The following is a 12,704-nucleotide window of genomic DNA, read 5'->3' on the forward strand; positions in this document are numbered from 1 at the left end:
GCCCTCGTGCTGCCGATCGACGCGGCGGCGCACAGCAGTCGCTGGCGCAGCCGCCATCCCGTGGACAAAGCCGTGCTCGGACTCGGTCTGACCGTGCTCGCGATCTCGCTGCCGCCCTGGCCGGGGGCCGCGCTGGTCCTGGTGACAGCCCTCACCGTGCTGTTGGGCCCAGCGGGCGTACCGGGCCGGAAACTGTGGCGGGCCTACCGGGTGCCGCTGGGGTTCTGTGTCACCGGCGCCGCCACGCTCCTGGTACAGGTGGGCGGGCCCGACGGCTTTGTATCCCTCGCCGACGACGGGGCCCAACGGGCCGGGGAGTTGCTGCTGCGCACCTCCGCGGCCTCTCTCGGGGTGCTGCTGTTCGCGTTCACCACGCCCATGTCCGACCTGCTGCCACGGCTGGTGAAGGCCGGCGTGCCCGCGGCCGTGGTCGACGTGGCGCTGGTGACGTACCGGATGAGCTTCCTGCTGCTGGATTCCGTACGGCGGATCCGGGACGCCCAGGCAGCGCGACTCGGGCACACCACCCGCGCCGCGACCTGGCGTTCGCTGGGCGGGCTCGGGGCCACCGCTTTCGTACGGGCCTTCGACCGGGCCACCCGGCTCCAGGCCGGGCTCGCCGGGCGCGGCTACGACGGAACGCTGCGCGTGCTGGTGCCCGAGGCACGGATCTCGGTCCGCTTCACGGCCGCGAGCTGCGGGCTCCTCGTTGCGCTGGCCGCCCTCACCCTCGTACTGAAAGGCCCTCTGTCATGAGCGAGTTGGTGGCCCTCCACGGCGCGTCCTATGCCTACGAGGAAGGGCCGACTGTGCTGGCGGGCCTGGACTTCGAGGTGCGCGAGGGGCGGGCGCTGGCGCTGCTCGGGCGCAACGGCAGCGGCAAGACGACCCTGATGCGGCTCCTCAGCGGCGGGCTCAAGCCGCGCGAGGGGCGGCTGAGCGTCGAGGGACGGGAGGTGTCGTACGACCGCAAGGGGCTGACCCGGCTCAGGACGACCGTGCAGCTGGTGGTGCAGGACCCGGACGACCAGCTCTTCGCCGCGTCCGTGGCACAGGACGTCTCCTTCGGGCCGCTCAACCTCGGGCTCTCCGACGCCGAGGTGCGCGCCCGGGTCGAGGAGGCGCTGGCCGCGCTGGACATCAGCGCGCTGGCCGACCGGCCCACCCATCTGCTCTCCTACGGCCAGCGCAAGCGCACCGCGATCGCGGGCGCCGTGGCGATGCGGCCCCGGGTGCTGATCCTCGACGAGCCGACCGCGGGGCTCGATCCGGACGGGCAGGAACGCCTGCTCGGCACCCTCGACGGGCTCCGGGCGAGCGGCACGACGGTGGTCATGGCCACCCATGACGTCGACCTCGCCCTGCGCTGGGCCGACGACGCGGCGCTTCTCACGCCGGGGGGCGCCCGCACGGGGCCCGCGCCCGAGATGCTGGCCCGCACGGATCTGCTGCGGGAGGCGGGGCTGCGGTTGCCGTGGGGGGTGGCCGCGGCGGAACTCCTGCGCGGGCGGGGGCTGCTGGGCGACGGCGCCGCCGGGCCACGTACCCCCGAGGAGCTGGCCGCCTTGGCCGCGGCGATCCCGGCCGACGGCTGACGCTCCGCCGGGGGCGGCCCGTGGTAGTGGACGGGCAGGAGTGGTGGCCGTTTCCGGCGAGGCCTGCGCGCGGTTGCCGGCCACCCGGCGGCAGGCCCGCGGGCAGAGCGCCGGGTCCAGGTGTTGGTAGGTGTGACGGCGCTCCCGGCCCTGGAGGGCTGCACCACCCACACGGCGGCCCTGGAGGGCTGCACCACCCACGCGGCGCTCGCCGCCGGCGAGGCGGACATCGCCGGCCGCACCGCTGCGGGCTTCCGGGCCGACCTCACGGCACTGGCGGTGGACCCGGCGACGGCCCCGGCCGACGAGGTGACGGAGGCGCCGGTACGGCTGACGGTGGCCGGGGGCAGGTCGTGCACCGGAACGTCTAGGATCTTCAAGATCATTGCGGCGTCGGCAGATGGTGAGGCTGGGCAGATGGGGGATCCGAGACGCAGACGCGGACTGGCCATTTCCCTGCTCGCCCTCCTGCCCGTGACGGGCTGCGGGGCGGAAAGCGCCGCCAAGCCGTGCGAGGGAATCCGGATCTACCCCGCCCACACCACAGAGACGGCAGCCGCACTGCTCGCCGACCCCACCAGTGCGGAGAGGTTCAAGGCCGCGGTCGCTCGGCACGGGAGCGGTGCCGAGCGTGCGGCGGTGCGGCATGTGACGGGGTTCAGCAGCCCGGACGAGGATTTGGCGTCCCTCAATGTGGAAACGGACCACGCCCGTCCCTCACGGATCGATGGCACATCCGACGAGCACTACCTGGAGAAGGACCGGGCCCATGACCTGATGGAGCAGGAGGGCAAGGTCATAGTCCAGGCGCTGAGCAAGTGGTGGAGAGGCCACGACGAGTCACAGCCGGGCCATGTGGAACCCTGGGTGTGGGTTCAGTACGACGGTGACGGGGGGTCGATGGCACGGGAGCTGTTCGAGCGATCCGGCAACTTCTGTGCCCCCAGCGAAGGCTGAGGCCCTATCAGACGGGTGGCCTGGGCCCGCTCACTGACCCCGCTCTCCCCCGCAGGCTCCACCCGGTACAGCCCGGCCTCCGGCCTCCGGGTCACCGCCTCGTGGAGGCGTCCGCCCACGAACAGGGCGGCCACTCCGTCGTCCAGCGCCCACCCGGCCGGCAGCCAGCCCGCGGCCACGGCTTCCTGGTAGCCGGTGCGTCGGCCAGGTTCACTGTCGTAGTGCGGGCAGACAGAGCCCTGGAGCAGCGCCAAACCGTCCGCGAGGTACGTCAGGGCGCCGAAGGAGTCGGTGTGCGAGGCCTCGGCCCAACAGTTGGCGCTGGCACTGATCCCGCAGAGCAGAGTGCCGCGACCGTAGGCCTCGCGAAGGATGCGGTCGAGCCGGTGCGCGCGCCAAACCGCCAGCAGGTTGGCCGTGTTGCCGCCGCCGACGTAGACGACGTCCTGCTTGAGGAGATGGGTGCGCAGGGCGTCGTCGTCGAGTTCGCGTCGGAACAGATGCAGGACAGTGGGTTCGCAGGCTCGGGAGTGGAAGGCTCGCAGGAACTGTTCGACGTACGCGGGAGCGTCTCCGCTGGCTGTGGGGAGAAAGCAGACCTTGGGACGGCGAATGCTCACGTGGGCAAGCAGCCAGTCGTCGATCAGTCCGTCCTCGTCCGTGGAGAAGCCGCCGCCCAGCAGCGCGAGGCGCTGAGCGCGTTGTGTGGTCACTTGAGTCCCCCCCCCCATGGTTGATGTGGCTCACGCCTCCGCCGCCTGTTCGAACTCGTCCGAGCCGCGAGCTTCCCGCACCCGGGAGAAGGCCAGCACCGCCGCCTGCAGCACGGCCCCGGAGAACCCGATCCACAGGGCGAACCGGTAACTGATCTGGTCGGCGAGGACTCCCCCGAGCGGTGCGCCGACCGCGACCATGCCCCAGTTGAACGAGCGGATCGTGGCGTTCATCCGGCCGCGCAGGCGGTCGGGCGTGACCGATTGGCGATAACTCAGCTCCACTGGACTCTCGACAGCTATGGACAGCGACACGAGGAAGAACGCCGCCGACACTGCGGGCAGGGCCCAACTTCCCTCCTCGGCGCAGACCATGGGGAGCCATCCGACGGCTGCCAGCACCCGGAAGGCGATCAGGGTCACGCCGACATCGAACCTCGCGAGGACCCGCCCCGAGAGCGCGCCGCCCATGACCGCGCCCACGCCGGCGCAGGCGTAGGTGACGCCGAGTCCGAAGTCGCCGATCCTCAGCTCCCGCAGGGCGAACACCACGAACACCGTGCTCACCATGGTGTTGAACAGGAGCATCGCGTGCGAGGTCAGCGCGATGGGCGCCAGCGTGCGGTGGCGGTACACCCAGGCCACCCCTTCGCGCAGTTCGCTGCCGACCCCTCGCCGCGCGCCCCGGTCGGGGAGGGGATCGGCGGCTTTGAGCGACGCGAGCAGCAGGCCGGAGACCAGATAGGTCAGAGCGTCCAGGAGTACGGCGATCGGCGCGCCCAGGTACTTGATCAGCACCCCTGCGATCAGGGGTCCCGTCGACCCGGCCACCGCACTGGCCTGCTCGGTACGGGCGTAGCCCGCGTTCAACAGCTCCTTCGGCACGAGCTGCGGGACGTACGACTGATTCGCCGCCTCGAACAGCAGGCTCAGCAGGCCGACGCCGAAGACGAACACGCACAAAGTGGTCACGCTGAGCTGGTCCAACGCGTACAGGAGCGGGATCGCGGCGAGGAGGAGGGCCCGGGCGAGATCCGTGCCGACCAGCATCGGCTTACGACGGCAGCGGTCGACCAGGACTCCGGCAAGGAGCCCGAACAACAGATACGGCAGCCAGCGGGCGGCATTGACCAGCCCCACCTCGGTGGCCGAGGCGCTCAGCGTGACGGCGGTGAGGATCTGGAGGGCCAGCCCCGAGATCTGGGAACCGAAGGCCGACACTGCGGACGCGGTCCAGAAGGTCGGGTATCCAGGGACGTCCACCAGGCGCGGCATACGGGGACCGTACCCCGGTCGATCACACGACTGCGGCGAAGTAGAGCCAGCCGTCCAAGTCGTCCCTCTCCAAGGGCTCCTGTTCCAGGGCGGGTTGGGCGGCGTCCAGCAGCCGCCGGACCGCTCCCGGCTCATAGAGGTTGAGGTAGGCCTGGTCCGGCATCCGGATCACGGTGCCCGACTCGAAGTAGCAGTTGGAGATGACTCCGGTCGGGGTGGGGGCGAAGACGAATCGCAGCCGACGTCCCTGATGCCGAGCGCTCGGCCTGGTGAACAGGGCAAGCGTCACCCGGCAGTCGGCGTAGTCAGGCCTGACCCGCTGCCGCACGGTCCAGTACCAGGGGGCCTTGTCCATGACGAGGCGGCGGACGCGCCGGTCGTTCCTCACCGACCCACCGTAAGACCCCCGCGCGGGGACAAGGATTTCCCTCCCGGGGCATGTGTCCGGCACTTGTAGGATTCACCCGAATCGATCTCTCACGTACGGGGGCGCAGCGCATGGAGGGTGATTCTCGGGGTGGCCTGAGGCGTTTCTTCCGGCGCAGGCGCGCGGAGGAACTCGCGGGCATCGACGCGGAGATCACCGCCTTCGGTGAGGCGCTGGCCCGATTCGAGTTCGCTCCCCTGGGTGCCGAGGCCGACGACGCCGTCCTGGCCGATTACCAGCGTGCCCTGGACGCCTACGAGCGGGCCAAGCGGGACTTCGTCGGTGACCGTGACCGCGAGGACGCCCAAGACGTGCTGCTCGCTCTCGAAGGCGGGCGTGACGCGCTGGCCCGCGCCGTGGCCCGGTCACGGGGCGAAGAAATACCGGAACCTCGGCCGCCATGCTTTTTCGACCCGCGGCACGGTCCGTCCACGGCGGAGATCACGTGGGCACCGGCAGGCGGCGCCACCCGCGTGATCCCCGTGTGCGCGGCGGACGCCGTACGCATCGGGGACCAGCGGCCGTCCGGCACCGCTGGCCCGATCGCACCGCAGGCCGCAATGCCGCCGCCCCGGCAGGGCTCGGCCGCGCCCTCGTCCGGTCCGATGCCCAAGTGGCTGCTGTACAAGGAGTGGCCACCCGACACCCCTGCCACCCGGTGCGTGCGCGGCAGCGGGAACCGCACGGTGGAGTTGCTGCGCACCGATCCGACCGAACCGGTACTGCTCATCGTCCGCAGCTTCCGGGACGGTGCGGGGCAGGCGTACCTCGACGGTCCACGAGGCCCCCGTGCATTGATGGAGCGGCACGTGGAGCGCGTGGTGACGCCTGTGCCGCCCGACGGCGACCGGCACGTCCGGGTGCGGCTCGAGTCGTACGGCTCCTGGCAGTTGTGGCTCCAGTCGCTGGAACACGTACGCGTCGCCGAACGCACCCTCCAGGCCACCGGCCCGTACGTCTTCCGTTACGACGGCGGCCCCGGCGAGATCCGGTTCAGCCACGACGGCGGCGGCCCTTTCGCCGTGGAGGCGCTGAGCGGACAACTCTCCACTGCCGCGCGGCTGGTGGGCGGCAAGGGGACCTGCAAGGTGCAGGGGCTGCTGCCCGGTCCCGGCCTGTACTGCGTGCGCTCGTACGCGAGATGGGAATTGATCCTGTTGCCCACTTGGTCGAACTGATCGGCAGCGGACGACGGTCCGGCTGCCGCAGGGAGTCGCCGCAGACCTTCACCACCCCGCCACCACCGCACCGTTGACGCGCGTAGCGCTTGGCCTCAGGCTGGGCACCGATCGCCGCCACAAGGGCGGCGGTCGCATGATTCGGCAGTCGACGGCCGGGAGGTCGAATGTTCAGACGGATGGCACGTTCCCTCACCGCATTTGTCATGATCATGTCTGGTGCGGTGGTCGGCGTCGGGGCCTCCGCGGGTACCGCGCACGCCGACGAGTGCTACACCTGGAGCCGCACCCTCTCCCAGGGCGCCTCCGGCAGTGATGTGACGCAGTTGCAGATCCGGGTCGCGGGGTGGGTGACCTCCGGCGAGCGGCTGTCCTACGACGGTCAGTACGGCGCCCGTACCGCCGCCGCCGTCAAGAAGTTCCAGGCCGCGTACGGACTGCCCGCCGACGGCGTCGCGGGGCCGCAGACCTTCAGCAAGATCTACGCCCTCCAGGACGCGGACTGCACCCCGATCCACTTCACCTACGGCGAGCTCAACCGCTGCAACTCCGACTGGTCCGGCGGCGCCGTCTCCGCGGCCACCGCCAAGGCGAACGCCCTCAAGACCATGTGGAAGCTGGAGGCCATGCGGCACGCCCTCGGCGACGTCCCGATCAGCGTCTCCAGCGGCTTCCGCTCCTACGCCTGCAACAGCGCGGTCGGCGGCTCCTCCACCAGCCGCCACCTGTACGGCGATGCCGCCGACCTCACCGGCTCCCCGACCTTGTGCCGACTCGCCCAGCAGGCCCGCACGCACGGCTTCTCGGAGATCCTCGGCCCGGGTTACCCCGGCCACAACGACCACACCCACGTCGCCCTCGACCCGTCCCCCTACTGGTCCGCCCCCACCTGCGGCATCTGAACGACCGTTGTCAGAGCCGGCGGTTAGTCTGCGCGCGTGAACGAGACGACTGTGGACGACCGCGCACTGCCGCCGGCCCTGGCCGACATAGCCGCGACGGAGTTCGACTACGACGGGGGCAACGGCATCGACTTCGAGCCGTACGACGCCTTCGACTCCGCCGAGGAGACCACCGACTGGCTGCGCAGCTGGACCGGCAATCCCGACCTCGACGGCGCGGCCTACCGCGTCTTCGGGCAGGACGGCACCGGCGGGCTCGCCGCCCTGTGGTGCGTGCGGCCCGGGCGGCCACTGGTCGAACAGCCCGTGGTCTTCCTGGGTTCCGAGGGCGCCTGCGGCGTCGTCGCCGGGAATCTCTCCGACTTCCTGTGGGTCCTCGCGGACGGCATCGGACCGATGGAGGCCGTCGAGTACGACGACCACACGGGCCGTCCGGACCCCGCGCTCACGGCGCTCGCGGAACGCCACGCCACCACCGGGCGCCGGACCGCGCAGACCGTCATCGCCGAGGCCCGGGCCGAGTTCCCCGCGTTCGTCGAGGACATCGACGCCCTCTGCCGCTGACGCCCGCTGACACGCGACGCCCCGAGGCCGCTCAGTCGGGCAGCGCCGCCGTGAACGCCTCCCGCCGGGCCGTCCGCCAGGCCTCGACACGATCCAGGCGTTCCCAGCCGCCGCGTTCGGCGAGCATGCGGCGGTGGACCGGGTCACCGTCCGCGGCCCGGCGGGCGACGAAAGCGCGGCAGGTGGCCGGACGAGCGGTCCTCCGTCGGGTCCGCCAGGTCCCTGGGCCACTCGGCCTCCGTGCCGACCCGGCAGCGGCGGCAGCGGCAGCGGCAGCGGCAGCGGCAGCGGCAGCGGCAGCGGCACGGTGCCGGGAAGGAGGGTCGGACGCTCCCGGCCTTCGGCGATCACCCCGACCGGGGCCGGGGCAGAGAGCGCGGAGGTGGGCGTGGAAGGCGCGTGCGTGGGGCGGTGCGAGGCGGTCGACCAGCTCGCCCCGGCAGAAGACCGCTCCCGCGTTCGCCGACCCCCCGGTGAGCGCCTCGCCGTCGGTTGCCATGCCGGTGGTGCCAGGGCTGTGGCACGCCGCCTGGGACCGGTGGTCTCGGCTGATCACTCCGCTCCGCTTACGGCGCCGGGGTGTTCCAAGGGCTCGGCGGACCTCTCCATGGCCGCCCTGAGGGCGGTCACCGCGGCGCGGGCGTCCTCGGCGTAGAAGCGGATGACCCGGGCCTCCGCGGGTTTGCCCAGGGCGCGGAGGTAGGCGACGGGCTCGGTGAGTTCGACGGTGACCGTCGTCTGGCCCGCCACAGCCAGGTCGGCGACGCCGCCCTCGTCCACGGCGCCCAACCTGCCCTCGGGGAACTTGCGGTCCTGGCGGACGGAGGCGATGCGGTCGGCGGGGACGCGGAGGTCCAGCAGGGCCCCGTAGCGCAGGCGCAGTGAGCCGTCGGCGCCGATCACATGGGGGCGCACCACGCAGGAGGCGTGCAGGGCGAGGATGAAGTAGCAGCCCCAGACGTCCAGGACGAGTGTGACGGCGTGCACCACCGGCCAGGGGATCAGGAAGGCGACGGCCACGGTCTCGACGACGGAGACGAACAGGAAGCCGTACATGACCGAGGTCTGACCGGGTGCGTACGCGACGGGCCGGTCGCCTTCGCCCACGGCATGGGGGCCGCGGCGGGTCACCCAGCGCAGGAAGCTGGTGGAGAGGAAGACCTCGTGCGCGGTCAGCCTGCGCACGGCGGCCGGGACCGTGTCGGCGAGCGCGGCGCTCAGCGCGGCACGGCCGTCGAGACCGTCGCCGCGGTGGCGGCGGTAGTCCAGGGCGAGCAGGGTGCCCGCCGCGATCACTACGGCGAGCACCGCCAGCTCAACGGCCAGTCGGGCGGCCGGCGCGATGACCACTCCCCCGGCCAGGCACAGGACGAGGACCAGCTCCGCCGGCAGCAGGGCCGCGAGCGAGAAGCGCACGGTCTTTCTCCACGCCCGCAGTCCGGCGGCGGGCTCTCCGATTTCCATGGCCTCAGTAGAAACGTTGCCGTTGCGGCAGGGTCAAGCCGCCGGGGCCGTACTACTTCACGAAGCGGTACTTCAGGTGCGCGGCCAGCGGCGTGCCCTCCACCCCGATCGGCTCGAGGTCGCGCCGCTCGACGCCGATGCCGTCGAAGAGGCGGAGCCCGCCGCCGAGGAGGGCCGGCACGACGTGCAGGTGCAGCTCGTCGACGAGGCCGGCCCTGATGTACTGCTGCACGGTGCTCGCCCCGCCGGCGATGTCGACGTTTCTCTCCCCGGCGACGGCTTTCGCCTGGTCGAGAGCGCTGTGGATGCCGTCGGTGACAAAGGTGAAGGTGGTGCCGCCCTCCTTGACGAGGGTCGCCCGGGGGCGGTTGGTGAGGACGAAGACCGGGGTGCGGAAGGGGGGATTGTCGCCCCAGAACTCCTCACCCAGGTCGTACATCGTCCGTCCCATGACCACCGCTCCGGTGGCGTCGAACCACTCGCGCATCAGCTCGGAGTCTCGGTTCTCCTCACCGCCGGTCATGCCCTGGCGCTCCCGCCAGCTCGCCAGGTTGTGGATCCACTCGAAGATCACCTCGGCGCCGTCGCCTCCCGGGTTGTCCCCGGAGACGTTGGGTCCTGCCACGCAGCCGTCCAGGGTGATGGCCATGTCGGCGGTCACCGTCGTCATGAGTCGCTCCTCCGTGCTCGCAGTAGTGCTCTCACCCTCACGTCGATCGGGGACCGGCGCTTTCGACACGGCTCGGAGTGTACGTTCGTACGCTCTGCCTCTACGCTGCCGTTCATGACTCTTGAGCTGATACGCCGGCCCGCCGCGGCCGAGCGGCGGGCACGGGTGGCGGTCGCCGTGCTCTTCTTCACCAACGGCGCCCTCTTCGCCAACCTTCTGCCGAGGTATCCGCAGATCAAGGCGGATCTCGGAATCGGCAACACCGCCTACGGTCTGGCCGTGGCGGCCTTCCCGGCGGGCGCCATCGCGGCCGGGCTCGCGGCCGGAGCCGTCATCAGGCGGCTGGGGTCCGCGCGGGCGGCGGTGGGCGGGACGCTCGTGACCGGCGCGGGAATCCTCGTGGCGGGGCTCGCCGACTCGGTCGCCTGGTTCGCCGGAGCGCTGTTCGTGGCCGGCGCGATGGACGCGATCACCGATGTCGCACAGAACGCCCACGGGCTGCGGGTGCAGCGCCACTACGGACGTTCGATCATCAACTCCTTCCACGCCGTCTGGTCCATCGGCGCGGTCGCGGGTGGCGCCATGGCCGCCGCGGCCATGGCCCTGGAGCTGGCACGGGGGCAGCACCTGGCGATGTCGGCCGCCCTCTTCGCCTGCGCCGCGTGCGCGGCCCTGCGGTTCTGTCTGCCCGGTCCCGACACGGAGGACGGCCCGGACGGCGTGGAGGAGCGTTCGGCCCGGCCCGCCGCGGCGGGTCGGCGGACTCTGTACGTGCTGGCCGCTCTGGTCCTGATCGCCACCGCGGGCACGCTCGTCGAGGACGCGGGCAGTTCCTGGGCCGCGCTCTACCTCTCCGACGCGCTGCACGCGTCGGTGACGGTGGCGGCCTGCGGCTACATCGCCCTGGTGGGGGCGCAGTTCGTCGGCCGGCTCGTCGGCGACCGGCTCGTCGACCGCTTCGGCGAGCGGTCCGTCGCGCACGCCGGTGGTGTCATCGCCGCCGGCGGGATGGGCCTGGCGCTGGCCCTGCCGACGGTGGGCGGGACGGTGCTCGGGTTCGCCGCGGCCGGGTTCGGCGTGGCGACACTGGTGCCCGCGGCGATGCATCAGGCCGACGAACTGCCCGGCCTCAAGCCCGGTTCGGGGCTGGCCGTCGTGTCCTGGCTGATGCGCCTGGGGTTCCTCTGCTCGCCGCCCGTGGTGGGCCTGGTGGCCGACTCCGCGGGCCTCCGGGCCGGCCTGCTGGTGGTGCCCGCGGCGGGACTGCTCGTGCTGGTGCTCTCCGGAGTGCTGCCCACCCGACGCCCGTAGGCCGACCGCGCGATTCCGGGACGCCCCGCGCCCTGGAGTGTACGATCGTACACATGGCCACGGACTACTTCGCGGGCGATTCCCGCACGCAGTGGGAACGCATGCTGGCGGGCGACCTCTACATCGCCGACGACCCCGAGATCGCCCGTCGGCAGCAGCGGGCCGTGCGTCTGGCCGCCCGCTTCCAGGCCGCCTACGCCGAGGACGTCGACGGCGCCCAGTCGCTCCTCTCCGAACTGCTCGGCGCGCTGGGCGAACAGGCGCACGTGCGGCCACCGTTGTACGTGGACTACGGAAGCAACATCACCATCGGGGCGCGCACCTTCGTCAACTTCAACCTCACCGCGCTGGACGTCGCCGCGATCACCATCGGCGAGGACTGCCAGATCGGGCCGAACGTCCAACTGCTGACCCCCACGCACCCCTTGGAGCCGCAGCCGCGGCGCGACAAGCTGGAGGCCGCCCGGCCGATCACCATCGGCGACAATGTGTGGCTCGGCGGAGGCGCCATCGTGCTGGCCGGGGTGAGCATCGGGAACGACTCCGTCATCGGCGCCGGCTCGGTGGTGACCAAGGACGTACCCGCCAGTGTCGTCGCCGTGGGCAGTCCCGCCCGTGTCGTCCGCACGCTCTGAGAGCGCGGCCATGGCCACCGGACACACCGATCCCCAGCGCCGCGAGCGCATCCTCACCGCCGCCCTCGACCTCATCGCCGACGAGGGCGTGGCGGGTGTCTCCCACCGGAAGATCGCCGCACGGGCGGGTGTCCCGCTGGGGTCGATGACGTACCACTTCAGCGGGCGGGAGGAACTGCTGCGGGAGGCGTTCGGCCGGTTCGCCGGTCACATCGTCGCCGTGTTCGACGCCCACCTCGCCGCACCCGACGGCCCCGAGCAGGCCCGCGAGGCCGTGACGGACCTCGTTCACGCACTGTCCGAGGGCAGCCGCCGCGATCTCGTGCTCACCCAGGAGCTGTACACCCTCGCCGCGCGTGAGCCGGCCTACCGGGAACTGACCGACGCCTGGATGCGCCAGAGCAGGGTCCATCTGGAGAAGCATTTCGACCCGGACACCGCCCGCCAGCTGGACGCCCTGATCGAGGGGCTGACCCTGCACCGAGCGCTGTCCCGCGCCCCCCACGACCGGTCGCTCACCGCGGAGGCCGTCCGCCGGATCACCACCCCGAGCGGCGTCAGCCGATGACCGCGGTCGCCTCGATCTCCACCAGGTGTTCCGGTACGTCGAGGGCGGCGATCCCGATCAGGGTGGCGGGCGGGACCGGGAGCGCGCCGAGCCGCTCGCCCGCCCGGCCGATGCCCTCCATCAGCTGGGGCATCTTGTCGGGGGTCCAGTCGACGACATAGACCGTCAGCTTCGCCAGGTCCGCGAGAGTGCCGCCCGCCGCGCTCAGGGCGGTGGCGACGTTGAGGTAGCAGCGCTCGACCTGGGCGGCGAGGTCACCCTCGCCGACGGTGACGCCCTTGTCGTCCCAGGCGACCTGCCCGGCGATGAAGACCATGCGGGACCCGGAGGCGATCGCCAACTGCCGGTAGGCGCCGATCTCGGGCAGTCCGGCGGGGTCGAGGAGAGTGATGGCCATGGCACGCGCCCTTCATGTGGTCTCTTGTGGTTACTCAGGAACCGTAGG

The 12,704-nt window shown here is 71.8% G+C and carries 15 protein-coding genes; 9 read left to right on the forward strand and 6 right to left on the reverse strand.

Features of this window, described 5'->3' with window-relative positions; genetic code table 11:
• Window positions 1–6: 6 nt before the first annotated feature.
• The 3 genes from cbiQ to ACWDRW_RS10755 all read left to right on the forward strand — a co-directional run bounded on the left by cbiQ (window position 7) and on the right by ACWDRW_RS10755 (window position 2,552).
• Window positions 7–756 (forward strand): cobalt ECF transporter T component CbiQ, encoded by a 750-nt coding sequence (gene cbiQ, locus ACWDRW_RS10745; RefSeq protein WP_451722006.1) that lies wholly within the window; start codon window positions 7–9, stop codon window positions 754–756.
• Window positions 753–1,595, forward strand: a complete 843-nt coding sequence (locus ACWDRW_RS10750; protein ID WP_451722008.1) for an energy-coupling factor ABC transporter ATP-binding protein — start codon at window positions 753–755, stop codon at window positions 1,593–1,595. Before cbiQ ends, ACWDRW_RS10750 begins: the two co-directional genes overlap by 4 nt.
• 132 nt (window positions 1,596–1,727) lie before the next feature.
• Window positions 1,728–2,552 carry an amidohydrolase family protein gene (locus ACWDRW_RS10755; protein ID WP_451722010.1) on the forward strand — a complete coding sequence of 275 codons (825 nt, stop codon included), beginning with the start codon at window positions 1,728–1,730 and terminating at the stop codon, window positions 2,550–2,552.
• On the opposite strand, the gene ACWDRW_RS10760 is transcribed toward ACWDRW_RS10755, so the two are convergent.
• From ACWDRW_RS10760 to ACWDRW_RS10770, 3 genes are read right to left on the reverse strand one after another with little or no spacing between them, the layout of a single operon-like run.
• Complete coding sequence (locus ACWDRW_RS10760; RefSeq protein WP_451722012.1) at window positions 2,471–3,283, reverse strand: Type 1 glutamine amidotransferase-like domain-containing protein; 813 nt, start codon at window positions 3,281–3,283, stop codon at window positions 2,471–2,473. The genes ACWDRW_RS10755 and ACWDRW_RS10760 overlap by 82 nt on opposite strands.
• A 12-nt stretch (window positions 3,284–3,295) precedes the next feature.
• A complete protein-coding gene (locus tag ACWDRW_RS10765; protein WP_451722014.1) occupies window positions 3,296–4,540 on the reverse strand; it encodes an MFS transporter in 1,245 nt (414 codons plus the stop codon).
• A 22-nt stretch (window positions 4,541–4,562) separates the two neighbouring features.
• Window positions 4,563–4,928: a hypothetical protein gene (locus ACWDRW_RS10770; protein ID WP_451722015.1), complete on the reverse strand. Its 366-nt coding sequence runs from the start codon at window positions 4,926–4,928 to the stop codon at window positions 4,563–4,565.
• A gap of 110 nt (window positions 4,929–5,038) precedes the next feature.
• On the opposite strand from ACWDRW_RS10770, the gene ACWDRW_RS10775 reads away from it, so the two are divergent.
• The 3 genes from ACWDRW_RS10775 (at window position 5,039) to ACWDRW_RS10785 (ending at window position 7,611) form a co-directional block, all read left to right on the forward strand.
• Entirely contained in the window at window positions 5,039–6,145 is a 1,107-nt protein-coding gene (locus tag ACWDRW_RS10775) for a hypothetical protein (protein WP_451722017.1), read from the forward strand.
• A gap of 167 nt (window positions 6,146–6,312) precedes the next feature.
• Window positions 6,313–7,047: a D-Ala-D-Ala carboxypeptidase family metallohydrolase gene (locus tag ACWDRW_RS10780; RefSeq protein ID WP_451722018.1), complete on the forward strand. Its 735-nt coding sequence runs from the start codon at window positions 6,313–6,315 to the stop codon at window positions 7,045–7,047.
• Between the two features lie 36 nt (window positions 7,048–7,083).
• Window positions 7,084–7,611 (forward strand): SMI1/KNR4 family protein, encoded by a 528-nt coding sequence (locus ACWDRW_RS10785; protein WP_451722019.1) that lies wholly within the window; start codon window positions 7,084–7,086, stop codon window positions 7,609–7,611.
• A 552-nt stretch (window positions 7,612–8,163) separates the two neighbouring features.
• On the opposite strand, the gene ACWDRW_RS10790 is transcribed toward ACWDRW_RS10785, so the two are convergent.
• Both ACWDRW_RS10790 and ACWDRW_RS10795 read right to left on the reverse strand, forming a co-directional pair.
• Window positions 8,164–9,075 (reverse strand): hypothetical protein, encoded by a 912-nt coding sequence (locus ACWDRW_RS10790; protein WP_451722021.1) that lies wholly within the window; start codon window positions 9,073–9,075, stop codon window positions 8,164–8,166.
• A gap of 52 nt (window positions 9,076–9,127) precedes the next feature.
• Window positions 9,128–9,745 (reverse strand): dihydrofolate reductase family protein, encoded by a 618-nt coding sequence (locus ACWDRW_RS10795; protein WP_451722022.1) that lies wholly within the window; start codon window positions 9,743–9,745, stop codon window positions 9,128–9,130.
• 114 nt (window positions 9,746–9,859) lie between these two features.
• Between ACWDRW_RS10795 and ACWDRW_RS10800 the strand changes: the two genes are divergently transcribed.
• Genes ACWDRW_RS10800 through ACWDRW_RS10810 form a run of 3 tightly spaced genes read left to right on the forward strand, consistent with a single transcriptional unit; the run spans window position 9,860 to window position 12,259 of the window.
• A complete protein-coding gene (locus tag ACWDRW_RS10800; RefSeq protein WP_451722024.1) occupies window positions 9,860–11,056 on the forward strand; it encodes an MFS transporter in 1,197 nt (398 codons plus the stop codon).
• 53 nt (window positions 11,057–11,109) lie between these two features.
• On the forward strand, window positions 11,110–11,691 hold the full coding sequence (locus ACWDRW_RS10805; RefSeq protein ID WP_451722026.1) for a sugar O-acetyltransferase: 582 nt from the start codon (window positions 11,110–11,112) through the stop codon (window positions 11,689–11,691).
• A gap of 10 nt (window positions 11,692–11,701) precedes the next feature.
• The gene (locus ACWDRW_RS10810) at window positions 11,702–12,259 is read left to right on the forward strand and encodes a TetR/AcrR family transcriptional regulator (protein WP_451722027.1); all 558 of its coding nucleotides are present in this window, start codon (window positions 11,702–11,704) and stop codon (window positions 12,257–12,259) included.
• Here ACWDRW_RS10810 and ACWDRW_RS10815 read toward each other — a convergent pair.
• Window positions 12,249–12,656, reverse strand: a complete 408-nt coding sequence (locus tag ACWDRW_RS10815; protein WP_451722028.1) for a RidA family protein — start codon at window positions 12,654–12,656, stop codon at window positions 12,249–12,251. The genes ACWDRW_RS10810 and ACWDRW_RS10815 overlap by 11 nt on opposite strands.
• Window positions 12,657–12,704: the final 48 nt, after the last annotated feature.

The sequence above is a fragment of the Streptomyces sp. NPDC003635 genome (genome assembly GCF_053587635.1).

Bases quoted from the DNA above. Each gene is read 5' to 3' on its own strand.
- ACWDRW_RS10750 (WP_451722008.1), top strand. From the start codon at position 753: ATGAGCGAGTTGGTGGCCCTCCACGGCGCGTCCTATGCCTACGAGGAA.
- ACWDRW_RS10760 (WP_451722012.1), bottom strand. From the start codon at position 3,283: ATGGGGGGGGGGACTCAAGTGACCACACAACGCGCTCAGCGCCTCGCG.
- ACWDRW_RS10765 (WP_451722014.1), bottom strand. From the start codon at position 4,540: ATGCCGCGCCTGGTGGACGTCCCTGGATACCCGACCTTCTGGACCGCG.
- ACWDRW_RS10775 (WP_451722017.1), top strand. From the start codon at position 5,039: ATGGAGGGTGATTCTCGGGGTGGCCTGAGGCGTTTCTTCCGGCGCAGG.
- ACWDRW_RS10780 (WP_451722018.1), top strand. From the start codon at position 6,313: ATGTTCAGACGGATGGCACGTTCCCTCACCGCATTTGTCATGATCATG.
- ACWDRW_RS10790 (WP_451722021.1), bottom strand. From the start codon at position 9,075: ATGGAAATCGGAGAGCCCGCCGCCGGACTGCGGGCGTGGAGAAAGACC.
- ACWDRW_RS10795 (WP_451722022.1), bottom strand. From the start codon at position 9,745: ATGACGACGGTGACCGCCGACATGGCCATCACCCTGGACGGCTGCGTG.
- ACWDRW_RS10800 (WP_451722024.1), top strand. From the start codon at position 9,860: ATGACTCTTGAGCTGATACGCCGGCCCGCCGCGGCCGAGCGGCGGGCA.
- ACWDRW_RS10805 (WP_451722026.1), top strand. From the start codon at position 11,110: ATGGCCACGGACTACTTCGCGGGCGATTCCCGCACGCAGTGGGAACGC.
- ACWDRW_RS10810 (WP_451722027.1), top strand. From the start codon at position 11,702: ATGGCCACCGGACACACCGATCCCCAGCGCCGCGAGCGCATCCTCACC.
- ACWDRW_RS10815 (WP_451722028.1), bottom strand. From the start codon at position 12,656: ATGGCCATCACTCTCCTCGACCCCGCCGGACTGCCCGAGATCGGCGCC.